This window comes from Pseudomonas sp. fls2-241-TYG-175 (assembly GCF_030209155.1).
In the GTDB taxonomy this organism is placed as follows: domain Bacteria; phylum Pseudomonadota; class Gammaproteobacteria; order Pseudomonadales; family Pseudomonadaceae; genus Aquipseudomonas; species Aquipseudomonas viridiflava.
In genome coordinates this window covers 88123-113573 of the sequence record NZ_JARVSO010000012.1, presented here as the reverse complement: position 1 = coordinate 113573, position 25451 = coordinate 88123, and the positions used below count along the sequence as shown (strand labels likewise).

At 58.2% G+C, this 25451-nt stretch carries 26 protein-coding genes and 1 pseudogene; 7 read left to right on the top strand and 20 right to left on the bottom strand.

What is annotated here, in order from left to right:
• Positions 1 to 3: 3 nt before the first annotated feature.
• Positions 4 to 717, top strand: a complete 714-nt coding sequence (locus QRN20_RS10360; protein WP_122605347.1) for an ABC transporter ATP-binding protein — start codon at positions 4 to 6, stop codon at positions 715 to 717.
• A gap of 16 nt (positions 718 to 733) precedes the next feature.
• Here QRN20_RS10360 and QRN20_RS10355 read toward each other — a convergent pair whose 3' ends face one another.
• Positions 734 to 1813, bottom strand: a complete 1080-nt coding sequence (locus QRN20_RS10355) for a polyamine ABC transporter substrate-binding protein (RefSeq protein ID WP_122413210.1) — start codon at positions 1811 to 1813, stop codon at positions 734 to 736.
• Positions 1814 to 2169: 356 nt separating this feature from the next.
• Between QRN20_RS10355 and QRN20_RS10350 the strand changes: the two genes are divergently transcribed.
• Positions 2170 to 2430 (top strand): DUF1652 domain-containing protein, encoded by a 261-nt coding sequence (locus QRN20_RS10350; RefSeq protein WP_004884495.1) that lies wholly within the window; start codon positions 2170 to 2172, stop codon positions 2428 to 2430.
• 25 nt (positions 2431 to 2455) lie between these two features.
• On the opposite strand, the gene QRN20_RS10345 is transcribed toward QRN20_RS10350, so the two are convergent.
• From QRN20_RS10345 to QRN20_RS10265, 17 genes are all read right to left on the bottom strand, one after another.
• Positions 2456 to 4954 carry a UvrD-helicase domain-containing protein gene (locus tag QRN20_RS10345; RefSeq protein ID WP_162999676.1) on the bottom strand — a complete coding sequence of 833 codons (2499 nt, stop codon included), beginning with the start codon at positions 4952 to 4954 and terminating at the stop codon, positions 2456 to 2458.
• Positions 4955 to 5084: 130 nt separating this feature from the next.
• On the bottom strand, positions 5085 to 6005 hold the full coding sequence (gene kdgK / locus QRN20_RS10340; protein ID WP_088235190.1) for a 2-dehydro-3-deoxygluconokinase: 921 nt from the start codon (positions 6003 to 6005) through the stop codon (positions 5085 to 5087).
• Positions 6006 to 6034: 29 nt separating this feature from the next.
• Positions 6035 to 7240 carry an amino acid deaminase gene (locus QRN20_RS10335; RefSeq protein WP_029241848.1) on the bottom strand — a complete coding sequence of 402 codons (1206 nt, stop codon included), beginning with the start codon at positions 7238 to 7240 and terminating at the stop codon, positions 6035 to 6037.
• Positions 7241 to 7264: 24 nt separating this feature from the next.
• Positions 7265 to 8047 carry an IclR family transcriptional regulator gene (locus QRN20_RS10330; RefSeq protein ID WP_004884487.1) on the bottom strand — a complete coding sequence of 261 codons (783 nt, stop codon included), beginning with the start codon at positions 8045 to 8047 and terminating at the stop codon, positions 7265 to 7267.
• 56 nt (positions 8048 to 8103) lie between these two features.
• On the bottom strand, positions 8104 to 8490 hold the full coding sequence (locus tag QRN20_RS10325) for a RidA family protein (RefSeq protein ID WP_004884486.1): 387 nt from the start codon (positions 8488 to 8490) through the stop codon (positions 8104 to 8106).
• A 22-nt stretch (positions 8491 to 8512) separates the two neighbouring features.
• A complete protein-coding gene (locus QRN20_RS10320) occupies positions 8513 to 9304 on the bottom strand; it encodes an amino acid ABC transporter ATP-binding protein (protein WP_058431474.1) in 792 nt (263 codons plus the stop codon).
• Positions 9301 to 9963, bottom strand: a complete 663-nt coding sequence (locus QRN20_RS10315) for an amino acid ABC transporter permease (RefSeq protein ID WP_004884483.1) — start codon at positions 9961 to 9963, stop codon at positions 9301 to 9303. The genes QRN20_RS10320 and QRN20_RS10315 overlap by 4 nt, the downstream gene beginning before the upstream one ends.
• 9 nt (positions 9964 to 9972) lie before the next feature.
• The gene (locus tag QRN20_RS10310; RefSeq protein WP_025995805.1) at positions 9973 to 10635 is read right to left on the bottom strand and encodes an amino acid ABC transporter permease; all 663 of its coding nucleotides are present in this window, start codon (positions 10633 to 10635) and stop codon (positions 9973 to 9975) included.
• A gap of 65 nt (positions 10636 to 10700) precedes the next feature.
• On the bottom strand, positions 10701 to 11552 hold the full coding sequence (locus QRN20_RS10305; RefSeq protein WP_004884480.1) for a transporter substrate-binding protein: 852 nt from the start codon (positions 11550 to 11552) through the stop codon (positions 10701 to 10703).
• 335 nt (positions 11553 to 11887) lie between these two features.
• Complete coding sequence (locus QRN20_RS10300) at positions 11888 to 12235, bottom strand: hypothetical protein (protein ID WP_004884479.1); 348 nt, start codon at positions 12233 to 12235, stop codon at positions 11888 to 11890.
• Between the two features lie 48 nt (positions 12236 to 12283).
• Entirely contained in the window at positions 12284 to 12727 is a 444-nt protein-coding gene (locus QRN20_RS10295; RefSeq protein WP_004884478.1) for a hemerythrin domain-containing protein, read from the bottom strand.
• A gap of 125 nt (positions 12728 to 12852) precedes the next feature.
• On the bottom strand, positions 12853 to 13278 hold the full coding sequence (locus QRN20_RS10290) for a DUF3830 family protein (protein WP_004884477.1): 426 nt from the start codon (positions 13276 to 13278) through the stop codon (positions 12853 to 12855).
• A 63-nt stretch (positions 13279 to 13341) separates the two neighbouring features.
• Entirely contained in the window at positions 13342 to 13965 is a 624-nt protein-coding gene (locus QRN20_RS10285; RefSeq protein ID WP_122418441.1) for a glutathione S-transferase family protein, read from the bottom strand.
• 9 nt (positions 13966 to 13974) lie between these two features.
• Complete coding sequence (locus QRN20_RS10280) at positions 13975 to 14541, bottom strand: GNAT family N-acetyltransferase (protein ID WP_122418440.1); 567 nt, start codon at positions 14539 to 14541, stop codon at positions 13975 to 13977.
• Between the two features lie 105 nt (positions 14542 to 14646).
• Positions 14647 to 14844, bottom strand: coding sequence for a hypothetical protein (locus QRN20_RS10275; protein WP_004884474.1), 198 nt, complete (start codon positions 14842 to 14844; stop codon positions 14647 to 14649).
• Between the two features lie 151 nt (positions 14845 to 14995).
• Entirely contained in the window at positions 14996 to 15697 is a 702-nt protein-coding gene (locus tag QRN20_RS10270; RefSeq protein ID WP_088236409.1) for a DUF3053 domain-containing protein, read from the bottom strand.
• A 185-nt stretch (positions 15698 to 15882) separates the two neighbouring features.
• Positions 15883 to 16368, bottom strand: coding sequence for a hypothetical protein (locus QRN20_RS10265; RefSeq protein WP_285360318.1), 486 nt, complete (start codon positions 16366 to 16368; stop codon positions 15883 to 15885).
• Positions 16369 to 16688: 320 nt separating this feature from the next.
• Between QRN20_RS10265 and QRN20_RS10260 the strand changes: the two genes are divergently transcribed.
• Positions 16689 to 17489 carry a WaaZ-like lipopolysaccharide core biosynthesis protein gene (locus tag QRN20_RS10260; protein ID WP_122517605.1) on the top strand — a complete coding sequence of 267 codons (801 nt, stop codon included), beginning with the start codon at positions 16689 to 16691 and terminating at the stop codon, positions 17487 to 17489.
• A 95-nt stretch (positions 17490 to 17584) separates the two neighbouring features.
• Here the strand turns inward: QRN20_RS10260 and QRN20_RS10255 are convergent, their stop codons facing one another.
• Positions 17585 to 19501, bottom strand: coding sequence for a methyl-accepting chemotaxis protein (locus QRN20_RS10255; RefSeq protein WP_025995797.1), 1917 nt, complete (start codon positions 19499 to 19501; stop codon positions 17585 to 17587).
• Between the two features lie 439 nt (positions 19502 to 19940).
• Between QRN20_RS10255 and QRN20_RS10250 the strand changes: the two genes are divergently transcribed.
• The 3 genes and pseudogenes from QRN20_RS10250 to QRN20_RS10245 all read left to right on the top strand — a co-directional run bounded on the left by QRN20_RS10250 (position 19941) and on the right by QRN20_RS10245 (position 22617).
• The gene (locus QRN20_RS10250) at positions 19941 to 20717 is read left to right on the top strand and encodes a c-type cytochrome (RefSeq protein ID WP_285360326.1); all 777 of its coding nucleotides are present in this window, start codon (positions 19941 to 19943) and stop codon (positions 20715 to 20717) included.
• A 70-nt stretch (positions 20718 to 20787) separates the two neighbouring features.
• A pseudogene (locus QRN20_RS26865) lies at positions 20788 to 21007 on the top strand (hypothetical protein); the annotation flags it as partial.
• Positions 21008 to 21027: 20 nt separating this feature from the next.
• The gene (locus QRN20_RS10245) at positions 21028 to 22617 is read left to right on the top strand and encodes an ABC-F family ATPase (RefSeq protein ID WP_025995726.1); all 1590 of its coding nucleotides are present in this window, start codon (positions 21028 to 21030) and stop codon (positions 22615 to 22617) included.
• Between the two features lie 95 nt (positions 22618 to 22712).
• Here QRN20_RS10245 and QRN20_RS10240 read toward each other — a convergent pair whose 3' ends face one another.
• On the bottom strand, positions 22713 to 23846 hold the full coding sequence (locus QRN20_RS10240; protein ID WP_122560033.1) for a lactonase family protein: 1134 nt from the start codon (positions 23844 to 23846) through the stop codon (positions 22713 to 22715).
• A 162-nt stretch (positions 23847 to 24008) separates the two neighbouring features.
• On the opposite strand from QRN20_RS10240, the gene QRN20_RS10235 reads away from it, so the two are divergent.
• Positions 24009 to 25211: an MFS transporter gene (locus tag QRN20_RS10235; RefSeq protein ID WP_122509644.1), complete on the top strand. Its 1203-nt coding sequence runs from the start codon at positions 24009 to 24011 to the stop codon at positions 25209 to 25211.
• The last annotated feature ends 240 nt before the right edge of the window (positions 25212 to 25451 follow it).

Genomic DNA, 25451 nt, shown 5'->3' with positions numbered 1-25451 from the left:
TCAATGGCTGCTGCATTGATGGAAATTCGCGTTACACACAAGGCCTTTGCCGAGAGCACCGTACTGCGGGACATCGACCTGTCGTTGCAGGTGGGTGAAATCGTCAGTCTGCTTGGCCCGAGCGGTTGTGGCAAAAGCACCCTGCTGAGAATCGCTGCCGGCCTTGAGCGAGACTTTCAGGGCAAGGTGAACAGGCTACAGGGCGAAGTGGCATTCGTTTTTCAGGAGCCGCGGCTGATGCCATGGCTGAGCGTCGAGCAGAACATAGGCTTCAGTGATGACGGGCATTACGACCGTGTCTGGGTCCGGCAGCTGATCGATGAAGTGGGCCTGACCGGCTTTGCCGAGGCCCTGCCCAAGGCGCTGTCCGGTGGCATGGCGCAACGCGTGGCCATCGCCCGCGGCCTGTACTCTCACCCGGCCGTTCTGTTGCTGGACGAACCGTTCAGTGCCGTGGATGCGTTCACCCGTATGAAGCTTCAGGACCTGTTGCTGCAACTGGCCAGCCGCCACGCCATCACCCTGCTGCTGGTGACCCACGACGTGGATGAAGCGCTGTACCTGAGTGACCGGGTGCTGGTCATGGGCAGCCGCCCCGGCAGAATAGTGCACGAACTGACGGTGGGCCTGAACACGCCACGGGATCGACGTGACCCGCGGCTGGCCAGCCTCAAGGCCCAGGCCCTGACCGAATTGCAGCAGGCCCATCTGATCTGAGCGCGGTCGCGAGGTACTACTTGCCAGCCTTGATGTCATTCCAGATACCGGCCCGCAACGCATCGATTTTGGTCGGCAGCGGGCTCATGGCAAACATGCGCCCGAGTGTTTCCGCGTCAGGATAGATATCGGTATCCGTCCACAAAGCAGGGCTGATCAAGGCGTCGGCTTTTTCGTTGCCATTGGCGTAGTGCACGACATTGGTAATCCTGGCGATGACTTCCGGACGCAGCAGGTAGTTGAGAAACGCGTAGGCGGCTTTCGGATCGGGAGCATCGGCCGGTATGGCGACCATGTCGAACCACATTGGCGCTCCCTCTTTGGGAACCACGTAGTTGATGGTGACCTTGTTGCCCGCCTTCTCTGCCTTCTCCTGAGCCTGGGAAATGTCCCCAGAATAGCCAACAGCGACACAGATTTTGCCTTCTGCCAGATCCACGATGTACTGCGACGAACTGAAATCACGAATGTACGGGCGTACGCTGTTTAACACAGTCTGCGCCTTGCTGTAATCGGCAGGGTTCTCACTGTGCGGTTCAAGCCCCAGATAATTCAGGGTAATGGGCAACATGGCGGGCGCGCTGTCCAGGATGGCGACGCCACACTGGGCAAGTTTCTTCATGTTTTCGGGTTTCAGAATCAGGTCCCACGAATCCAGCGGCATGTCTTTTCCAAGTACCGCTTTCACCTGAGCCACGTTGTAACCGATACCGGTACTGCCCCATAGATACGGAAAACCGTGCTGGTTGCCTGGATCACTGCTTTCCAGCGCCTTGAGCAATACCGGGTTGAGGTTTTTCCAGTTCGGTAGCTGACGCTTGTCGAGCGTGGTGAGCAGGCCCTTTTCTATCTGCCTGCCCATGAAGTGAACGGACGGAAAAACCACGTCATAACCGGAGTGCCCGGCAGTCAGCTTCGCATTCAGCTCTTCGTTGGTTTCATAGGTCTCGTAAACGGCCTTGAAACCCGTGGCGGACTCGAAATTCTTCAACGTGTCCGGAGCGATGTAGTCGGTCCAGTTGTAGATATTGACCGTCTCCGCTGCATGGCTGGTGGAGGCCAGCAACATCAGCGCAGCAAGGGCTTTTTTAAACATTATTGTTTTTCCTCAGGTCAATGGCGACAGCTTGCCCTAGTGCATGACAAGGCCACAAGACCTGCACAGAACGCCCCTTACGAATACTCGATACTGACCCACATCAAATAATTGAAAAAATCTTGCTGCGTCATAAAAAATTTTTCCATCAGCCCGTTGTCGGGTGCTATTTTTAGTGCTGGTCAGACCGCTCTGATAACACCGTAGGAAAGCAGCATGATGCGGCCAGGAATTACCTCGGTAATTCTTACCCGCTCTCTCGGGCTTTTGCAGGTTGAGTCTCGGTGGGTCTCCCTACCCTATGGAGCCCGGAAGTGCTCGATTGAATCAGGTGGGCCATCGTCATGAATATAGCCATGAACAAGGTAACGTTCCCCAATGCATGCCAACTCATGCGCTGGCATTTTCATCCGGTAGGCTTTGAAGCCAGCATGGATGCGCCCAGCAGCATGATCGCCCGACTGTTCGACCGAGCCAGTGGCGAGACGGTACTGGCCATCGCCGGACTGCCCTGCGCCACGGTCATGAACGCTGCGGATGTGGAACGAATCATCGAGGCCATCGAGACCGAACTTGAACTGTTCGGAGCCCACACTCAACTGGTCGGCTTTTCCTGATATCAATCCCGATGCAAACAGCGCGTCACTGACTGCCTGTCAGTGACTTCTGGCGCACGTCTTCGAAGAAGGGCTTGTCACCTGCGACCCTGTCCGATGCCTTGGGCATCTGAACGCTGTCAGTGCCGCCGGTACTTTCTTCGACATACCAGTAGCAATGCCGGGCTGCACGCGTAATAGCGACATAGGCCAGGCGCAACACTTCATCCTTCTGTGCCGAATCGAACGGTTGCAAGTCATTGGCATCGCCAAGACCCGCCAGGCGATAAACCTGATTCTTGTAGGGCGAAACGGTCAGGTGCTGGCAATCGCCCAGCAGAAACACGGCATCGGCCTGCAACCCTTTGGAGCTGTGGTACGTCAGCGTCCTGATGCGCCGGTTGTGCGCGCCGAGCAGGGTGTCAGTGTCGATCAGCGCTTGAAGCCGCTGTGAGAAACGGGCCTTTTCGCTGCCCTTGCGGTACAGCAGCAGGATCGAGTCGCCGTCGTTGTAATGCTCGGCGACCCGCTCGGCAAGCTCGTCCTCATCCCGATCACGCACGCTGACCGGCAGCAACTCCTGAGGCGCACCGCTGGCCCGGGCTTTCTTGCCGGGAATCGCCGGGGCCGCCCGAACGATATGCTCGGCCGCATCGATGATGTGCTGATGGCTGCGGTAGTTTTCGCTGAGCATGACTTTAGTGGTCGCCGGCGACGGGAACTCCTTGGCGAACTCCATGAAGTACTTTGGCGAACTCCCGCGCCAGCCGTAGATCGACTGCCAGTCATCGCCCACGCAGAGCAGTGACGAATGCTGGGCAATACGTCCGACGTGCATCGCCGGTCCACGTCGGCGGATTTCGCGCAGACAGGTGCGAATCCACGAAACGATCTGCGGCGAGACGTCCTGAAACTCATCGATCATCAGGTGCGACAGAGGACGCAGTACAGGGTCACTGACGTGCCTGAGGTTCTCCGGCGAGGTCTCCCCGAACAGCGCGAACATCCGGTTGTACGTCATGACCGGGGGAGACTGGGCCAGCAGGTGCTGCTCGAAGGCTTTCCAGAACAGGCTGAGGGCTTCGAAGAAAAACCGGTCCGGATCATCGCTGGCAAAGCTCATCTCGGCAACGGCACTCGGCACGTCCAGGCCCAGGTTCTCGATGAAGCTTGCAGCCGTCACAAAACAGTCCAGCAAAGGCCCGGCACTGAGTTCGCCCTTGACCCGATAGTCAAAACCGGGACCGGCAACGGCGGACCCGGCAAGCGATTGCATGACCTTGGTCGCCGAATCGTAATTATCCATCCATATCAATGGCTTATTGCAGAAAGCTTGAAACAGGGTGCGCTTGATGACGCCTTCCGCCCAGACCGGCAATTTCGCCCCGGGTCGCTTGAGCTGCTGGTCCTCACTCGAATCCAGCCCCAGAACGACCCATGCATCCAGCTCGGCAATGTAGCCGTGGAAATGGAACGAAAAACCATTTATTTCAACGGTTTGCCGCATGGGCTCAATGCCTTTTATAGGCCAGGCCTTGGCGCGTATCCACAGGTCCTCGACGGTATCGCACCACTCCTCGTCCCGTTTCGAAGACAGCTCAGTCACCGCCACCCGTTTCTGCACATCGGGATGGTCGCGGTCCAGCTCCTTGAGCTGCAGGGCGTGGCGATACAACGGCGCCATCACCTCCCGGAAACGCTCATTGCTGGCATAGAGGTCGCGATAACAGAGGTTCATCTGATGGCGCTGGGCATCGTTGATGCGCAGATCGAACGGATTGCTGTCGGCGTCTTCCTGAGTGGACGTCTGGCTGTCGAGCGTCTCGAAGGCTCGCAACTGTTCGAAGCCAGGCAGGCTGCGTACCAGCGGCAGAATGCGTGAGTGGAAGGTACGCACCACATCGCGCGCCTGTTTCTGGCTCAAGGCATGTCCCCACAGGGCCATGACGTCGATCAGCTTGTTGATGAAATCCTTGCGTGACTCACGGGTGAAGGTCACCACGGTCATCGCATCCAGCTCGTAGCCCAGGTAGTGATGAAGCAACAGGATGCGCAGCACCAGCGACGTGGATTTACCTGCGCCTGCACCGGCAATCACATAGGTTGACGGCGTGTCGCTGAAGATCATTTTCCACTGTGCCGCACTCGGCTGGGCATGCGCGGGGAGTTTTTCGGCGACATCACTCTTGATGCGTTTTTTCAGTTCAGGCGTGAGCGCCAGCCGCCAGTCGTCGAACAGGTGATCGTCCACCTTGGGGCCGCGGTGCTTTGCCGGACGTGTGTCGCTGATCACCAGCACCTGACGGCCTTCCTGCTGACCGTCCATGTAACCGTCGGCGTAACCTTCCCTGACGCCTTCGATGTGCCCGTTCAGGTAACCATCGGCATGCCCATGAAACCACGACGGCATGTGCTGCGACCCCAGCCCGGTCAGGCTGCGGCCGAGCAGCCGTGCCAACAGCCGCTTGAGGAACGGCAACTGCTCGGGAGGGTTGAGATCGACATCCAGGTCATGGGGAAGCGCAGAAGGCAGGTCGTCGGGCACGCAGACTCCGGTCATGGGCTCGTGGGCAAAAAAGGACGCCTATGGTGGCTGGATTCGCGCTCAGGTTCCAGCGAAATGCTTTGCACTCAGTGCGTTAGCCGATCAACTGCATGTAATGCGGTAAATGCCATTACTGCGGCATGACAGATTTCGGCACCAGTGCGCCCGGATGCTGAATGACGATACCCGCCAGCCGATGCCCGGCTTCAGCCGCCTGCTGTGGGTGTTCACCCTTGAGTCGGGCCGCCAGATACGCAGCGCTGAACGAATCCCCGGCGGCCGTGGTGTCGACTACCCGCTCGACCTTTTGCGTGGGAATCTCGAAACGCTTGCCGTCGGTTTCCACGATGCAGCTCTGTGCGCCCCGTTTGATGACGACTTCGTCAATCCCGCGCTGCCGATAGGCCGTCAGCAACTGATCGGTGTCGGTATACCCGTACAGCGCCTGCTCGTCGTCTTCGGTCAGCAATGCCAGGTCCACATACGGCAGGCAGGCAAGATAAGCCTCACGTGCCTGCTCGACACTGGCCCACAACCGGGGCCGGTAGTTGTTGTCAAAGGCAACCTTGGCACCGCGTGAGCGGGCCTTGGCGAGCATCATGAGCAAACGCGACCGGCCTTCGGCACCCAGCACCGCCAGGGTGATGCCGCTGAAATACAGCACATCGTAACTGGTCAATGCGGCGAGAATCGGCTCGGCTGCCGGTGTCATGAAGCAATCGCGCACTGCAGCCTCGTTGCGCCAGTACAGAAACCGTCGCTCGCCATTGGCATCGGTCTGGATGCAGTACAAGCCCGGCAAGCGGCCTGGCAGGCGCTGCACCTTGCCCAGACCGATCCCCTCTTCCGACCAGACCTTGCACATGGCATCGCTGAAGCTGTCGTCGCCGAGCGCGGTGACGTAGTCCACCTGCCCGCTGCCCAGCAAGCGGGCCAGATAGACCGCCGTGTTCAAGGTGTCCCCACCAAAGCTCTGGCGCAGACTGCCGTCAGCATGCTGCTGCAACTCGATCATGCATTCGCCGATCAAGGCGACACGTGGAAGGCTCATGTGGCGGTCACTCCTCTGTACGTGTGGAATCAGAAGTACGTGCTGAAGGGTTCTATCACCCGCAGGTCATCATCCACCAGGCAACCTGAACGCCACTTGTCGAAGGTGAGACATGGATGCGATGTGCCGAAAGCGATGATGTCGCCCACCTTCAGCTCACAATCGGGCGCCACAGTCATGAAGGCGTGCTGATCCATCACAGCCGTGACCTTGCAGCCGCTGACGTCATCGCCGCTGGCAGGCAGTACACCCGCCTTGTAACGGCGCAACGGGTTCGGCAAGCCTGCGTCATAGGCCACATCACGCTTGCCCATGGCGATGACGGCAAAGCCTGGCTCCGGCATGGACTGCACGTGGGCCCAGACTTCCAGCGCCGGTCGTAGCGCTTCGCTCAGCTCGGCACGTCGGTCCAGCACGCAGCATTGCGCATCCTTGTAGATGCCATGGTCGTGCACCACATAACTGCCGGGGCGCAACACGCTGAGAAACCGCTCGCGCACCGCCTGCTCATCGAACGCCTCGGCGATCAGGTCATACCAGGCCGAACCTGACGCGGTGACGATCGGCCGATCCAGCGCGAACGCGCCCTTGTCCTGCAACTCGACCGCCAGGCGCACCAGCGAAGCGGCAAATGCCTTGATGCCACTGATGGCGTGATCACCATGAATCACGCCTTCGTAACCCTCGATACCGGTCAACGCTAGCGAAGGCTGTGCCAGGACGGCGTCTGCCAACTCGAGCACCTGGGCTTCGGTGCGACAACCGCAACGTCCGCCCGGCACACCGTATTCGATCATCACGTTCAAGCGCAGACCACGCTCGGCGAAGAATGCGCCCAGTGCAGCGACATTGTCCGGATGGTCGACCATGCAGTGAAATTCGAAGGTCGAATCCGCCAGCAGTTCGGCAATCAGCGCCATATTGGGCTGGCCGACCAACTGGTTGGCCATCAGGATACGGCGCACGCCATGGGCATAGGCGGCCTGGGTCTGCACGGCCGTCGCCAGTGTCATGCCCCAGGCGCCCTCCTCGATCTGCCGCCGGAACAGCGCGGGCACCATGCTGGTCTTGCCATGCGGTGCCAGTTCGGCGCCGCTGTTGGTCGCGAAGGTCTGCATCCAGCGAATGTTGTGATCAAGCGCCTGCTGGTGAACGACCAGCGCAGGCAGGCTGACGTCGCTGACCAGACTGTCTCCCGGCCGGGCGAAACCCTTATCGATGACGGCAATGCTCATCAGTAATCTCCTGCTGAAAACACGTTATTCGTTGATTCGGCGAGCCAGGCCGTTGGCGCTGTCGATCAGCACCCGGCGATAGTCGCTGTAATGAGTCTTGGCATCGGCACGCGGCGCAACGATGCACAGGGTGGCGATGCATTGGCCCTGCTCGTTCCTGACCGGCGCGGCGAAGCAATGCGTGAAGGTGTCGGCCACGCTGTCGAAGGAAAAGAAACCTTCCTCACCCGCCTTGCGGATCTCGCTCAGAAAGGTGTCCAGCGGCAGCCGTTCGCCGCCCGGCAGGATGAAGTCCTCAGGGTCGATCAGGTCGATGATCTCCTGGTCACTGAGGTGGCTGAGCAGCAGGCGCCCGGACGCCGTCCAGGGAATCGGCGCATTCTCACCAATGTCCGAAGATATCCGGAAATGCCGCTCGCCTTCTTTCATCAGCGCCACGGTGTACTTACGGCCATTGAGCAGGCACATCTGCGCAGTTTCCCGGGTCTGGCTGACAATCTCACCCAGGCACACCTCTGCTTCGCGAGTGAAATCAAAATGCCGCAGGTGCGCCTGGCCCAGAAAATACAGCTGGCGACCAAGGTACACGTGTCCGTCCTTGCCGACCGGCTCCAGAATCCGTCGCTCCAGCAGTGAAGCCACCAGCTCGTAGATCGTGGACTTGGGGCTGCCGATGCCGCTGGCAATCTCATTGGGCCGCATGGGCGTGGCTTTTTCCTTGAGGAAGTCTAGGATGTCGAACGCCCGGTCCAGCCCGCGGGCACGGCGCTTGATGGTGTCTTCGCTCGCTTGAGTCACGTCGGTCATCTGCTGCTATCCATAGTGTTGAGCCGCCAGCGCGGGCTGGCGGCAAATCTGAGCCGCTACTTCTGCCGATAGGCGATGCAATCGATCTCGACTTTGCAGTCCACCATCATGTTGGCCTGTACACAAGCGCGTGCGGGTGCGTGCTCCGGCGTGAAGTACTCACCGAAGACCTTGTTGAAGCTCCAGAAATCGCGTGGATCTTCCAGCCAGACGCCGACGCGGATCACATCCTTGAGCTCGTAACCGGCCTCTTCAAGGATGGCGATCAGGTTGCGCATGGTCTGATGAGTCTGCTCGACGATACCGCCGACGATGATCTCGCCGTCCACCGCCGGGACCTGCCCGGAGACGTGCAGCCAGCCATCGGCTTCGACGGCGCGTGCGAATGGACGGGGCTGGCCGCCCCCGGCAGTGCTGCCAGCACCATAACGGGTAATGCTCATGGGGTTCTCCTTCTTGAAAAAATTAAAACCGGATGTTTTTGAGAAATTCGCTCAGGCGCGCTGACTTGGGTTGCTCGAACAGCGCCTTGGGCGGGCCCTGCTCCTCGATACGGCCCTGATTCATGAACACAATCTGATCGGACACTTCGTAAGCGAATCGCATCTCATGGGTGACCAGCAACATGGTCATGCCCTCTTCCGCCAGGTCCTTGATGACATTCAGCACTTCGCCGACCAGTTCCGGGTCCAGCGCCGAAGTCACTTCATCGAACAGCATCAGACTGGGATTCATGGCGATGGCTCGGGCAATCGCCACGCGCTGCTGCTGACCGCCAGACAACTGGCCGGGGAAGTGATCGCGCCTGGACAACAGGCCAACCCGATCCAGCCATTTCTCGGCCAGCGCCACGGCCTGGTCCCTGGGCATCTTTTTGACCTTGAGCAGCCCGAGCGTCACGTTTTGCAGCGCACTCAAATGCGGAAACAGGTTGAACTGCTGGAACGCCATACCCGTCATGGCTCTGTGTTGAGCAATAAGGCGCTCGGGATGACGGGTGCGCTTGCCATTGATTTCGCTGTAACCGATGTCCTGGCCTTCCAGCCGGATGTGTCCGCCCTGGAACTCTTCCAGCAGATTGACGCAGCGCAGCAGCGTGGTCTTGCCCGAGCCACTGGAGCCGATCAGGGTCACGACGTTGCCTTTCTGCATGCGCAGATCGACGCCCTTGAGCACTTCGACAGTGCCGTAGGATTTATGCAGCCCCTCGATGCTGAGCAACGCGGGTGAAAGCGTTTTGGTCTGGGTTTGTGTCATGGCAAGGCCACCCGTTTTTCGATGTGTCGCCCAAGCAGCTCAATGGCGTAGTTGATGAGGAAGAACAGAAAACCGGCGAACAGGTAGAATTCCAGCGTCATGAAGGTCCGGGCGATCACCTGTTGGGTGCTGAGCAGCAGTTCGGCCACGCCGATCACCGACAGCAGGGTCGAAGCCTTGACGATCTCGGTCGAGGAGTTGACCCAGGTCGGCAGGATCTGGCGCATGGCCTGCGGCAACAGCACGTAGCGCAGCGACTGGCCGAACCGCAGCCCGATTGCCTTGCCTGCCTCCAGTTGTCCGCGCGGAATCGCCTGCAGGGCACCGCGTACGATTTCCGACACGTGTGAGCCGCAGAACAGTGTCAGTCCCAGCGCACCGGCCTGAAAGGCACTGATCTGCCAGCCCAGCGCGGGCACCATGTAGAACACCGCGAGCACCAGCACGAACACCGGCGTGCCGCGAATGAGATCGACGTACAGCCGAATCGGCAGACGCGCAAAAAATCCGCCGTAGGTCAGCACCAGACCGGCAAACATGCCGATGAGGGTGCCGAACAGAATGGCCAGCGCCGAACACTGAATACTGGTCAGAAAACCCGACCACAGCACTTCACGGGCATTCCACACTTCCTGCAGCCAGCCAGGGGGTTGATACATGACGGCCTCCTAACGGCGAATCGCCAAACGTTGTTCGAGGGCGCGCAGCAGCATGGCGATCGCATAGCAGGCCACCACATAGAGCGCAGTGGTCACCAGCCAGGTTTCAATCACCCGGTAGCTTTCGACATTGATCTTGCGTGCGTAGTAGGTCAGTTCCGGCACTGCGATGGCAGCGGCCAGCGAGGTGTCCTTGAACAGCGAAATGAAATTATTGGACAGCGCCGGCAGCACGTTACGCAGCATCACCGGTACAACGATGTACGCCCTCACCTGCCACTCGCCAAGACCGATAGCCAGCCCCGCTTCACGCTGCCCCTTGTGAATGCTCAGCAGACCGGCGCGAAACACTTCGGTCAGATAAGCGCCTGCGTACAACGACAGGGTGATGACGAACGACGGCAGCTTGTCCAGACGAATGCCCAGGCCCGGCAGCGCGAAGTAGATCAACAGAATGAGCACCAGAATGGGTGTGTTGCGCACCACTGTCACGTAGATCGACGCCACGATACGCAGCGCGCGATAACGTGACAGCAGCGCGAACGCGTTCATCAGACCGATCACACAGCCGATGGCAATCGAGATCAGGGCCAGTTCCAGCCCGAGGCCCAGCCCCGCCAGCAGACTCGGAAAATCGCGCCAGACGGCATCAAAATTCAACTGATAGTTCATGGTTGCCTGTACCCGGCAGGGTTGGCATTTCAGCTCACCCTGCCCTTCAAGAGGTTCGATCCGACTTACTTGTATTCCATCGGGAAGCCAATCGCAGGCACTGGCAGGTCCACGCCGAACCATTGCTTGAACGAGGCGGCATAGGCCGGGAATTCGACACCGGTCATGGCTTCATGCAGCGCGGTGTTGACGAAGTTCAACCAATCCTGATCGCCACGCTTGACCGCGCAGGCATAGGTTTGCGGGCTCCAGGCGAAGGCTGGCGAACGATAGCGGCCAGGATTCTGCACCATCAGGTACTTGACCGAGGACTGGTCGGTCGCTGCGGTGTCGGCACGGCCGGAGTTGATGGCCTGGTACATCAGGTCAACGCTGTCGTACTGATCGACCTTGGCCTTGGGCAGCGCCTGATGGACCAGTTCTTCGGCGTAGACGTTCTGCAGTACGGCAACCGTTACGCCGTCGCCTGCGGCTTTCAGGTCATCGATTTCCTTGTATTTGCTATTGGCAGGCAACAGCAGCGCGACGCCTTCCCGGTAGTACGGCAAGGTGAACGCAACCTGTTGGGCACGGCTGGCGGTGACGGTGATGAACTGGCAGCTGATGTCCACCTTGTCCGTCAGCAGATTGGGAATGCGCGCGTCCGACGACTGAACCACGAACTCGACCTTGCTCGGATCGTTGAACAGGCCTTTGGCGATGATCCTGCCGATGTCGATATCGAACCCCTGCAACTTGCCGTCCGCCCCCTGAAAGTGCCACGGCGCATTGGTGCTGCCCGTGCCGACCACCAGATTGCCGCGTTTCAATACCGCGTCCAGTTTGCTGCCCTCTGCTGCTATTGCCGGATTGACCAGGGTGACGGCCGCTGCAAAAGCAAATACACAGGTTTTCAGAAAAGAAGGTCCGTAGCGCATCACATGAACTCCACCAGATTTGTCTTTATTCCGCTATAGCGGATATAGGTATGTAACAACGGAATAGAGAGCAGAAAGTGTGCCATAGAATGCCCGGCAAAAGCAGATCGCTAAAAAAATGAGGCGAATCAAAGGACTGGGAAACGCTTTGCGATGGGGCCATTCAACGCTTTGGACACGATGGCGCTACTGAGAGAAACATTTCGGTAACAAAGCCCCATACCTGGGCGTGCGCGCCGCAAGTGAGTGCACAGAGGTCGAAGGTTGAAAAGACGGGACTGGCGTTGCTTTTTGCAAGCAAAGGCCCACCAGAGTGGCGGGCCTGAAGGGCGATGCTAAAGGCAGGTGGCGATGGCGGCGGAGCGCAGGCCTGTCTGGGTGTCGCTCGGGGCGGCATAGAAATCGACAGAAGACGCTGCGCCCTGGGGACGCACATCCGCAAAGTAACGGGTCTCTGTGGTGAACACAGTGAAGCCCCCTCCAGACAGCTTATCCATGAACACGTCAGCAGAGCTGCCGAACATGGCTTCGTTCTGCCAGGTCACCTGAATGCACTGGGCGACGGCAGCCGCCGGTTTGGTGCTGGAGAGAATCTTGAACGGTCCGCCTGAACGTGCCGAATTCGACGGCGCCGCGCATCCGACCAACACCGCTGCCGCAATCACCAGAATCGCTAACTTCATGTCATGCCTTCGCTGATAAAAAACCGATTCTAGCATCGCGGTCACCCGTCATCCTTCGGCGATTTGCTCTTCGTACTCTTTCACGTACTTGCCCGCCAGGGACTGCTTCTGCTTCTCGTCGAGCAGCTTGCCAGCCATCTGGAAGAACTTCTGCTCTTCTTCCTTCAAATGGTGATGCACTTTCTCGGAGAGCTTTTTTGCAGTCGCCAGCCAGGCCGGGCTCGACATTTCGGTCTCGTCCAGCTCTTCCATCATCTCGTCCATTTCGTGGTGCTCGGAAATGGCGTGACGGCTCAGATCAATGCCGTTGTCGTGTTCCATCAACGGAATATAGAAGAAACGTTCTTCAGCGGTTTCATGCGCCTGAAGTTCTTCCTTGAGTTGCTTGTAGGCCTGAGCCCTTGCTTCTGAATCGCCGCTGGTCTGGATCAGTGCATCGGCATAGCCGCGTTGACGATCATGGCTTTCGCGTAGTGCTTCGAAAATATTCAAGGACTGATCTCCAGTTCGACTTCCGGGTTGTGGAAGCATTGTTGACTAGACCCTTCGCGAAGATCAGCGGTTCCAAAAAATACTGGCGAATCGGCATCTCGCCAGCATTTTGTCGAACGCAACGCTCAAGCCAGCTCGAACACCACGTCCTGCGCCCCTTCCCAGAGTGTTTTCACACCCAGCTTGCGCAGGTTTTCCTTGCCCTCGGTGATCGTCAGGAAATGATTACCCGCCAACTGCCCCATCTTGCTGGCAAAGCAGCACGACCCATACGCCAGGATGATCTCCGTCTCACTGTAGCCGCCGGGATAAAACAGGATATCGCCCACCGAAGGATGACTGGTGGCGTTTTCAAAGCCGACCAACGTGTCATCGAGCTTCAATTCGTAATCGTCCAGCGGCACCCAGCAACCTTCGCCGCTCCAGCGCACATGAATAAACTTCTGCTTATAAGGCAGCAGCTTCAAGAACGCAGCGACAGTCTTCGGCGCGTCCGGATTGGTTTCGGCCAGAAACGAATAGCCGCCAGCGGTTATTTTAATGAGGGTCACTGCCGCGTTTCCTTTGATGATTATCAGGTGGGCGTGAAGGATAAACACTGACGCCATCAGACGTCACGAGATACCGTTTCGTCCGTACAACAGATAGCCCGGCCGATGACTGAGCCGTTCGTAATACCCATTGACTGCCGGCAGGTCGGGATGCTCGAAAGGCGTTTCGAACCAGCGATTGACTGAAAGCCCGACAGCAATGTCAGCCAGCGAAAACTGCTCGCCAGCCACATAAGCACCGGTCTTTTCCAGTTGGCTGTTCAGCACCTGCATGCGCCTGGACCATATGGAAAGCGACGTAGCAACTGCGTCTGCATCCTGAAAATTGGCCGAGCGACGTGCCAGTGACATAAAGGCATAAGTCCACGACTTGTTGAGGTCAGAGCTCTGCCAGTCCATCCACTGATCAACCCGCGCCCGTGCCTTCGGCGCCCTGGGATAGAGGTGCTCGCCGCCATACTGACCGGCCAGATAACGGATGATGGTGTTGGATTCCCACAGCACGAAATCACCGTCAATGATGACCGGCACCATGGCATTGGGATTAAGCTTCAAAAACGCTGCACTGTTGGTCGATCTGAAATCGCTGCCCCAGTCTTCCTGGGTGAACGGTATTGCCAGTTCCTCGCATGCCCACAATACCTTCCGCACGTTGATGGAAGACGCCTTGCCCAATATGCGTAACATTCAATGTCCTTATTGCGGATCCATGTCCTTCGGTTCAAAACCATTCAGCCGTTTGGCGTATAGCCGATTCTCGTGTTCTTCGCCTTGTAACACATACATCGGCGCGCCCTCGAGCCTGTAGCCCATTTGCGGATAGAAACCCAGCGCGCGATCGTTGCCCACCCAGACCGTCGCCCAAAGCAGAAGCGCGCCGCCGAGTGCGGCGTGCTGTTCGGCAGCCCTGAGCAGGCGCTTCCCTACTCCCAGCCCGGTAAACCGTTCCTGTACATACAGACGCTGCAGTTCGGCCGCCTGCGCAGTGTCGATCATCTCGTGCGCAGTAAGCAGCGCCACCTGGGCAAATCCCACCAGATGCCCATGAGATTCGGCAACGATAATAAATGTACCGGGCTGGGCAATAATCCCGGCAATGGACTCCAAGGAAAAGGCCGCTAGGGCCTCACGAGCAATCGAATCACGAATGCCCTCGGTGGCATAGGTATCCAGAAATACCTGCAGCCCTAATACCGCTACACACAACGAATCCTCGACCACGGCTTCGCGAAGGACCAAATCAAATGGGGTGGTATTAATCATTGAGCGACTGGCCGGAAAAGGTGAACGACGAACTTCGGATCATACATCAGGAAGGCCACTTTATCGGCCAGCGAGCCCGGTCCAGGACCAGGCTCGAAGCGAAGCTCAATGCTGGAAAAGCTGTTCTTTGGCAGCCTTGATCCGTTTCTCGCGTTCCTTGACGAGCTTGTCTGCAAGGTCGGCAGCAGCCACTACCGCCTCCTCCGCCGTCTCGGTGCACGTGATCGTCGTACTGAGCGCAGCCGCCGCATAACGATCCCAGGCAGGAACTTCGTCGTTGAAAAGTGGTGGTATTGTCGACATGGGATACCTCCTCACTGCAAGGTCTGACAGGGCGTCAGACTGTCTGCCAGACAGACTAGGCGGTGACGGGCAAATCGCAACCGGTCGATTGTGCGATCGACCGGTTTCATCATGGGCCTGAAGGCTATCAGCCTTCAGGCAAGGGTCCGGATCAGCGACCCAGCATGACAGCCTGCAAGCGGGCTTGCGCCTGTTGGACGTTTTTCGCCTGTGCGTTGAGGTCCTGCAGCAACTTGTTGAGCTCGGTCTGCACGACTGGGTCATTCACTTTCGCAACCGAACCGGACAGATCGATCTGCGATTTGTGCGCATCGACATAGTCGGCAATCTTCAGCGTGCTTTCGAATGTGCCGTTGATCTGCGGCAGGATTTCGCGAAAGGTATTGGCCGGCACGCTGACAGTCTTGTCATAGGCCTTGTTGTAGACCACTTTCAGATCGTCCGGCTGCTTCAGCTTCTCATGAGCGGCATCAGCCTTGGCCTGCTCTTTGGTCAGTTGCTCGCCCATCTCGTTGAGGCCTGTCTGCACAGCCTTCAGGTCGGCGCGGCGCTCCATCACGTCATTCAACGAACGAATAGCGCCCTTTTGCACAAGCTCGTTCAATGGCTTGACCGAAGCATCCATCCCTGCGTTGAAATCCGAGATGACGGCATAGTGGGAGCTGTAATCGCCGAAGGATTTCTTTTCATCCTCGGTCAGCGTGGGAACCCGAACGCCAGGCTTGTCGACAATGCGGGTCTGCAGGAACTGCGTGAACGCGGCGCGCTGCTCCGGCTCCTTGTCACCACAGCCAGCCAGTACCAGGGGCAGCGCAACAGCCAGCAGCAGAGCGGGACGAAAAAAGGACTTCATGTCATGGATCTCCGAGATCATAAGAATGCGCGCTCGATCAGACAGCCTGTCGAACATAAGCGAACCTATAGTCTCGCAATGCCATCATCTAGTTCCCCTGACACGCGTAAAAACGCCGCGCTCTTCCTGGGAAGGCGCGGCGTTTGAATTCCTGAAGCCCGATACAAGAGCGTATCGGCCCGCAGCTATTGAACCTGCACCGAAGACTGCCCAACAGCAGAGATTGCCGAAACCGGCGCTACCGTCAGTGTCGAATTGATCTTCTCCGGTAGCGTGTACATGGCGCCGGTTGCGGGATCGACGATCAGCATGCCGATCAGCCCACCAATAACAATGTTGCCCCAGTACCAACCGTCAATGCCTGACTCGAGTGTTTGAGTGCTGCTGGTATAGCCGTCCTTGCGATAGGTGACCGTGTATTTCTCGCCGTCGAAATAACCCGCTCCAGCCCTCAGCGTCACCTCGTCAGGCGTGACACCCGAGCGAACGGAAACGCCACCCTGAAGATCTCGTAAGCAGCGCCGGAGGGACTGGATGTCACCGCTACCGGGTATTTCGAATCGCTGACGATGCTCGCACAACCGGTAACGGCAAAGGCCGCGATGGCAAAGAGGGAGATTTTGAGGGGTGACGCTGGGCGCATTTTTGCAACTCCGTTGCTGGACAATCATCAAGTTAAAATGATATCACAAAGCAATATCATAACGACATCATACTGACTTAAATCCATGTATTTCATCGCATTACGCCTGGACACCTCATCACGATGGCGAGCCAATCAACCGTACTCATATTCGATATTCATCTGCAACTTCGGACAACTAACAGATACAATCCGGATACATGACTAAAACAGCGATTTAACTTGGCGAACTATTTTTAGATGCAGGGTGATATCATCCAATACCAGCGTATGTAACTAACCCGCACCATATAACATCAATAAGCCATCACGATGATTAGACACTTTTCGAAAGTAACGGATTATCCTATGCCTGTTGCCATCGAGGTTTCCGATGATATCTGTGATCAGCAAGATTTCGGCAACTGCAAGGGCAACTCGGCAGGGCCGGTCTTTCTGGTGGGTTCGGGCGCCTCGGCAGCAGACTTCCCGATAAGGGAGTTTTCCTGCATCCCCATGATTACGATGAATGGGGCGATTTCCATGTTTACCAGGGCTGGAATCAACCCCCACTTCTACGTCTGCTCGGACCGGGACTTTTCCAGGCAACAGCCGGAACTGTTTGCCCAGGCCATGCGCAGCAGCGACAACATCGCCCTATGGGACAGCCAGATCGGGAAGCTCCGAACTTCGCCCAGGGGCAATGTCTATGCGCTGAAGAAGGCCGACCGGCTGGGTGCCGCGAGCCTTTTCGAACAGCGATCCGATCTGGTCAGAAAGCTTTCACTGTTCAGCCGACGCAGCAGGGACATCGGTTTCAGCAAGGACATGAGCCTGGGCTTTTTCGACGCCCGCACCGTCATGTATCTGGCCCTGCAACTTGCCCATCACCTTGGCTTCAGCAAGGTGTTTCTGGTGGGTTTCGACATGAATCAATCTGCAGGACGCTACTACGAAACACCTGGGGCCAGACTGTCCCCGTGCGGGCTTGACCAACACTATGAGTCGCGGATCCTGCCGTCCCTGAAACTGATGGCCAACTCGGTGATGGGTGACGACTTCCAGGTCTACAACCTGTCGGCGACATCCAGAGTACCGGACGACGTCATCCCCAGGCTGAGCCTGGAAGGTGTTCGACACATGCTGGGGCTTTCGGGCTATAACGGATGATGTTGCGGCATCGGAATGACCTGCGCCAACGACCAACAAAAAAGGCCTGCAAGCTGACGCTCACAGGCCTTTGATATCAGAACAGATCCTTTGGATCAGCTCACCTTGAAACGACCGACCAGCCCCTGCTGCTGTTCGGCCAGTCGTGCCAGCTCGCGGCTGGTGACGGCTGTCTGCTCGGCACCTGCGCTGACCTGAACCACCAGCGTGTTGATGTCGTTGACGTTGCGGTGGATCTCCTCGGCGACCAGGCTTTGTTCTTCGGCGGCCGAAGCCACCTGAATATTGCGATCACTGATCGACGCAATGCCTTCGGCGATTTCTTCCAGCAACTCACCGGCACGCACCACGTTGCTCGCGCCCTCCTTCGCTTTGCCCAGTGTTTCCTGCATGGAACTGGCGGCCCGATCAGAGCCGGACTGCAGGTTGGCAATCATGTTCTGGATGCTGACGGTGGAATCCTGGGTTTTCTTGGCCAGGTTCCTCACTTCGTCGGCGACCACGGCGAAACCACGGCCTTGCTCGCCTGCGCGGGCAGCCTCGATGGCAGCGTTAAGGGCCAGCAGGTTGGTCTGCTCGGCAACGCCACGAATCACATCCAGAACCGAAGAGATCGAATCGCTTTCACCCTTGAGCTCCCCAATGATCCGCGAGGTCTGTTCAGCCTGAACCTCCAGTCCCTGAATCAGGCTGATGGTGTTTTCGATTTCAGTCTTGCCCTGCAGAGTGCTGGCATTGACGCGCTGTGACATCTCGGCGGCATCGGTGGTGCTGCGTGCGACGTCCTTGACCGTGGCGCTCATCTCGCTGATGGCAGTGGCGACCTGGTCAGTGCCCTGACGTTGCTGTGCCACGTTGTTGCTGGTCTGCAGGGCTACGGCAGATGATTGCTCGGCCGCGGTGGCGACCTGTGCGGTGGCGCTGCCAATCTCGCGGATGACTTCGCTGATCTGCAGGGCCATGTTGTCAAGATTGCGAGCGATCTCTCCAAACTCATCCTTGCCCGTATAAAGAGTCCTGGCTGTCAGGTCACGGGTCGAAAGCGAGATCAGGGTGCGATTCACATCAACAACGGCGATCTTGATATTGCGAATGATGACCGATGCCAGCCACAGCACGGCAATCAACATCAGGACCACGATCGCGATTGCCACGTACAGACTGCGTTCGGCGTCGGTACGCTCATCACTGGCAAGACCCACCACCATCTGCCCCAGCTCCGCCTCCACCTTGGCCATCAAGTCGATGCGAACGGTGGCCAGGTTGAACCAGTCTTCCGGCTTGATATTGAGTGGATCACCCAGCGGCGTATCGAAACCCAGACGCTGCAGACGCGCCACTTCCAGTGAGCCGGGCTGTTGCAGAACGGCATCCAGCTTGTTCTTGAATTCGACAGGCGACCAGCGCTGGTAAGCTTCGAAATAGCCGGAGAACTCACCGAGGTTGCGGCTGAAGCGTGACAACAGTGCTGCGTCAAAGCGGTTCTGGTTGAACGCCAGACCGAGCAATACACGCTCTCGGCCAGCGCGTTCCTTCATATCCACGAACTGGTTGAGCGAGCTCAACCCGCGCAGGATCTGTGGATCGTCGATACTCGCTTCCAGAGAATAATTGAAGCCGATCAGGACTTTGATCAGGTCGGTAAAGCGGGCACCGGATTCGGTATTGTTGATTGCCTGCGAATCGACCTTGAGGCGCAGCGCGATCAGATCATCCAGCGCACGAAGCACCTTGTCCGGCGCAGGAATACCCTCGGTCGTTTGCGCTCGCATCACGCCAACCGCCTTGTCGGTTTCCTGGCGAAAGGTCTTCAGCTCGTTCTGCATGGACTTGCCACCACTGCCCAGAAACACGCCGCTGGCGCCGCGTTCACGCTGGATGGTAGTAACGACATCGCTCAGTTTCTGTGCAGCATTGGTAGCGGTAACAGCCCGGTTCATGGAACCGAGCGTATCGCTTTTGTCAGCCACGAAAATCCCCGCAAAGGCCAGAAAGCCAAGCAGAGGGAACATCAGAATAAGTAGCAGTTTGGTACTCAAAGGGGCGTTTCTAAGCATTGCAGACCTCATGACTTGCACACTTGTGGTTAAAACGACCTCGGGCGAACGTTCTATGAAGGTGACGTTTTCTAATAGCCGAAGATGATTCAGTAGCAGCCTGCCGTAGCCTGTTTTTTCCTCCGTTCGACTGTTTCGGCTGCAAAGTGCCAAGCTTGATCTGTGTGAGTGCATTTAGCGGCCATGGCGGCAGCCTTTGTCAGGCGCGATGTGGTATGCCCGTCCCGCCCCACAGCGTCGAGAGCCCTCTACCTCTGTTCGAAACAGCACAGCATGGGCACCTGTCGATTTCTTCACTGGACCGCGAAACCATGCCTTTGTATAACCGGCCTACGCTCGATAACACAAAAGCGAGGGCGGAACTTTGAAAACACTTATTGTGTTCGGCGCTCTGATGTTGAGCATGCCTTTGTATGCAGCTCAACTGGAAATGCAACTCGGCGAGAGCAGCCGCACCTGGCAAACCGAAGAATTGCTTACCCATCCCCAGTTGCAGGCCATTACTGTAAAAGACGATGTCTCCTACCACCGGGACATGACCTATAGCGCAGTGCCCTTGGCTGCATTGCTGACCGGAATCAAGCCTGACGATCACCTGCAGGCCGTGGCCCTGGACGGGTTTGCCGCCGAACTGGCGGCCGCCCCGCTACTCAATGACCAAGGCGCACGGGCCTGGCTGGCGATCGAAGACCCCGCCCATCCGTGGCCGCCACTGGCTGAAGGCAAGCCCGGCGCGGGGCCTTTCTATCTGGTATGGACGGATCCGCAGGCTGGAAACATCAGCCCGGAACAATGGCCATTCGAGGTGGCCAGCATCAAGCGCATGGCCTCGGTTGCAGAACGCTTCCCCGCGCTGTTGCCGGCCCCTGCTCTGAAGGTTGACGATCCGATCAATCAGGGTTTTGCCCTGTTTCAGCGAAACTGTCTGGCCTGCCATCGCTTGAACGGTGCTGGTGATGCGCAGTTCGGACCGGATTTGAATATCCCCTACAACCCGACCGAGTACCAGGGAGCGGACTTCCTCAAACGCTACATTCGCAATCCACAGGATCTGCGGCAGTGGCCGCAGGCAAAGATGCCGGGGTTTTCGGAAGCGGTATTGCCGGATGCGGATCTGGAGAAGTTGATCGCGTATTTACAGCATATGGCTGGGCGCAAGGTAAAACCCTGATCGCTTTCGTCATGGTGCGTCAGTAGAATGAAAGGCCCCTCAATGGCACGGTCTTGTGGAGAATCTGGACATCCACTTCAGCCCGCCATACAACTGTCGCCATACCTATGCGACAATGCGCGCCATGTCTGGCATGAACCCCCGCATTTATCTCCCGGCAGCTCGGCCATAACGCGCTGATGCTGCTGTCGACGCATGCGCGATGGATCAACTCGAGCCCGGACTGGAGCGAACCGGAAAGGCTCCTGATTGGCCCTGAATGGGTCCCGGCCCAAATAAGCGCACCATAAGCTATTGATAGGTAAAGTAATTGATCTCCACAGCTAACATCACGATGCAGTTCGGCCCCAAACCCCTGTTCGAGAACGTCTCGGTCAAGTTTGGTGCCGGTAACCGTTACGGCCTGATCGGCGCGAACGGCTGCGGTAAGTCCACGTTCATGAAAATCCTGGGCGGCGATCTCGAGCCTTCGGGTGGTCAGGTGATGCTGGAGCCGAACGTGCGTCTGGGTAAGCTGCGCCAGGATCAGTTCGCCTACGAAGAATTCACTGTGCTCGACACGGTGATCATGGGTCACGAAGAGCTATGGAAGGTCAAGGCCGAGCGCGATCGCATCTACTCGCTGCCGGAAATGAGCGAAGACGACGGCATGGCCGTGGCCGAGCTGGAAACCGAGTTTGCGGAAATGGACGGCTACACCGCCGAGTCCCGCGCCGGTGAACTGCTGCTGGGTCTGGGTATCGGCATCGAACAGCACAACGGCCCGATGAGCGAAGTCTCGCCCGGCTGGAAACTGCGCGTGCTGCTGGCGCAGGCGCTGTTCTCCGATCCTGAAGTGCTGTTGCTCGACGAACCGACCAACCACCTGGACATCAATACCATTCGCTGGCTGGAAAACATCCTGACCCAGCGTAACAGCCTGATGATCATCATCTCCCACGACCGTCACTTCCTGAACAGCGTGTGCACGCACATGGCTGACCTGGATTACGGCGAACTGCGTCTGTTCCCGGGCAACTACGACGAATACATGACCGTGGCGACCCAGTCCCGCGAGCAGTTGCTGTCCGACAACGCCAAGAAGAAAGCGCAGATTTCCGAGCTGCAGTCGTTCGTCAGCCGCTTCTCGGCCAACGCTTCGAAAGCCAAGCAGGCCACCTCCCGCGCCAAGCAGATCGACAAGATCCAGCTGGCCGAGGTCAAGCCGTCCAGTCGCGTCAGCCCGTTCATTCGTTTCGAGCAGACCAAGAAGCTGCACCGTCAAGCGGTTGTGGTCGAGCGCATGGCCAAGGGTTTTGATGGTGTGCCGCTGTTCAAGGACTTCAGCTTCACCGTTGAAGCCGGCGAGCGCGTGGCGATCATCGGCCCGAACGGTATCGGCAAGACCACCCTGCTGCGCACGTTGGTCAACGAGCTGCAACCGGATGCAGGTTCGGTCAAGTGGACCGAGTCGGCAGAGATCGGTTACTACGCGCAAGACCACGCTCACGATTTCGAAGACGACAGCACCCTCTTCGACTGGATGGGTCAATGGACCCAGGGTGGCGAGCAGCTGGTTCGCGGTACTCTGGGCCGCATGCTGTTCTCCAACGACGAGATCCTCAAGTCGGTCAAAGTGATTTCCGGTGGCGAACAGGGTCGTATGCTGTTCGGCAAGCTGATCCTGCAAAAGCCGAACGTGCTGGTGATGGACGAACCGACCAACCACCTGGACATGGAATCCATCGAGGCCCTCAACCTCGCGCTGGAAAACTATCCGGGCACTCTCGTGTTCGTCAGCCATGACCGTGAGTTCGTGTCCTCGCTGGCCACGCGCATCATCGAGCTGAGCCCGAGCGGCGTAATCGACTTCAGCGGTACGTACGACGACTACCTGCGCAGCCAGGGCGTGGCGTTCTAAGCCAGACGCCTCGAATCGCACTTGCTGTACCTGAAACCCCTGCCCTTGCGGCAGGGGTTTTGCGTTTCAGAACCACCAAAACAAAACGGGTGGTATTACTGCGAAGGCTGGCTGAGCATTTCGATCCACAACGCGCCTTTGCCTGACGGTGCCTCACCGACGCGCTTCAACGCGCCGTCCGCTGCGATGCTGTAGCTGCCGACCTTCTCGGCTTTCTCCCCGGTCACCAGCAACCAGCGTCCGTTCGGCGCCACTGCGATGTTACGCGGCTGCTTTTCCTCAACCGGATAGTTTTCCACGAACGTGACCTTGCCAGTGGCTGGGTCAACCTTGAGCACCGACACACTGCTGCTGGTGCGCTCGCTCGTGAACAACCATTTGCCGTCGGGCGAAATACGCACGTCAGCGGCCCAGATGCGCGGGGTCGGATCGTCCTTCAAGTCGTTGTTACGCGCATCCCGCGCCTGCCCCGGAGCCAGCTTCAGACGCTCGGGAATGCCGTTGGCCTGGTTGACCTGCTTCAAGCCTCCGGTCTTGTCATTGATCGAAAAGGCCGTGACGGTGCCGCTCATTTCGCCGACGACATAGAGGAATTTGCCATTCGGTGCGAACGCCAGGTGGCGCGGTCCGGTGTTTTCAGGAACCGTCACATAGCCCTCACCGATCGGCACCAGCTTGCCGTCCTTGGGTTCGAGGCGGTATTGCAGAACGCGATCAACGCCGAGGTTGCCTGCATAGGCGAATCGGTTGCTTGGGTCGGTGCGCACCGAATGCGCGTGCATACCGGTCTTGTAAGTCTGAATGCTGTCGCTGGGGCGATGCTGGGCGTCGATGGGCTGCACGCTCAACAAATCGGCGCCATAGGACGCGCCCATCAGAAAGCGGCCGCTGCGGTCGGTGGACAGGTACGCCAGGCTCTCTGCCAATGGCGCCTGAGCCAAGGGCTTCAAATGCCCGGTCACAGGCTCGATGCTGAAGCTGACCACCTGATACGGTTTGGCGCGCAACGCTGCAAACAGCGCCTTGCCGTCGGGCGATAGCGCCATCGGGTTGACCTGATCGCCTGCCTTGGTCTGCTCGACCAGGCTGAGCGCGCCACTGGCGTCGTCCAGCTGGTACTGCGAGATGAGCCCGTCGGCGGGGCTTGAGATATAAGCGAAGGTCGATGCCTGGACCGGCAGACCGAACGAGCAGCCAACCGCAGCGGCCAGCAGGAGGATTTTTTTCATGGAAGACCTTTTTGTTATTGTTTGTGATCAGTCATCCTATGACTATCCAAACGCAACGGCAACAGCGCCGTGCAGCGACAGATAAACCGTTAGCGTGCTTTCATTTATGGGCAACGCGGGCCATGATGATTCACGCCCACCGCCTGCCAGCGAACGAGCCCGATGCCTGCCTCACCTGAACAATCTGCCGTGCAGCCCAGTTCGATCACGATCACGCTGCAAATCGTTTCCATCGTTCTCTACACCTTCATCGCCTTCCTGTGCATCGGCCTGCCGATCGCGGTGCTGCCGGGCTATGTTCATGACCAGTTGGGTTTCAGTCCGCTGATCGCAGGTCTGGCAATCGCGTCGCAATACCTCGCCACCCTGCTCAGCCGACCCTATGCCGGTCGGGCCACGGATACACTGGGCAGTAAACGCGCGATTGTCTTCGGCTTGTGGGGCATTGGTATCAGTGGCGCGATGACCTTGCTGGCCACCCTGCTTGAGCCTTTTCCCACTGCGAGCCTGTCGATTCTGATTCTGGCCCGCCTGTTTCTGGGCGTTTCCCAAGGACTGATCGGCGTCGGGACCATCAGCTGGTGCATCGGCAAGGTGGGTTCGGAACACACTGCCAAGTCGATTTCGTGGAACGGCATTGCCTCCTACGGCGCCATCGCCATCGGTGCACCACTGGGCGTGGTGGTGATCGACGCTGTGGGCTTCAACAGCCTGGGTATTGCGCTGATCGTCATGGCAGGCCTGGCGTTGTGGCTGATACGCAACAAGCCTTCAGTGCCCATCATTACCGGCGAACGCCTGCCCTACTGGTCGGTGTTCGGCCGCATTGCGCCCTATGGTTTGGGGCTGACATTGTCCTCCATCGGCTACGGCACCTTGACCACCTTCATCACCCTCTTCTACCTGAGCCGTGGCTGGGAAGGCGCAGCCTATTGCCTGAGCATGTTTGGGGTGTGCTTCATCCTTGCCCGGCTGCTATTCATCGGGGCCATCAATCGACTCGGCGGGTTCAACGCGGCCATTCTCTGCATGGCGGTGGAAACCTGTGGACTGGTATTACTGTGGCTTGCACCGAGCAGCGGCTTCGCGTTGGCTGGCGCGGGATTGACCGGTATCGGTCTGTCTCTGGTCTACCCGGCGCTGGGCGTCGAAGCGATCAAGAGCGTGCCGACGCCCAGTCGAGGCGCAGGTTTGAGTGCCTATGCGGTGTTCTTTGATCTGGCGCTGGCGATTGCCGGCCCGGTGATGGGGGCCATCGCGCTGGGTCAGGGTTATGACTGGATATTTTTCTACGCCTCCCTGCTCTCGATCAGCGCTTTGCTGCTGACCCTCTGGCTGTCTCGCCGAGCTCGCCAAACCGCCTGAAAACGCTCATTACGCTATAAGCTTTTCTCTGCTTGTTCCATAGGTTGCGTATTCAGCCAATCCCTTTGCCGTCGGTCGGTCAACTTCTTGACGCTGAACGGGATCCATCCTTGACTTGAACGTGCGGCCCTTTCTGTGGGCTGGCAGAGCAGTCGTCGCCAGCCTCCAGCGCGACGTCACTGACGTGGCAGCCGGGCACCCGACGCAACCTTTTCATGCCTCCCTGACCACTTCACAGGG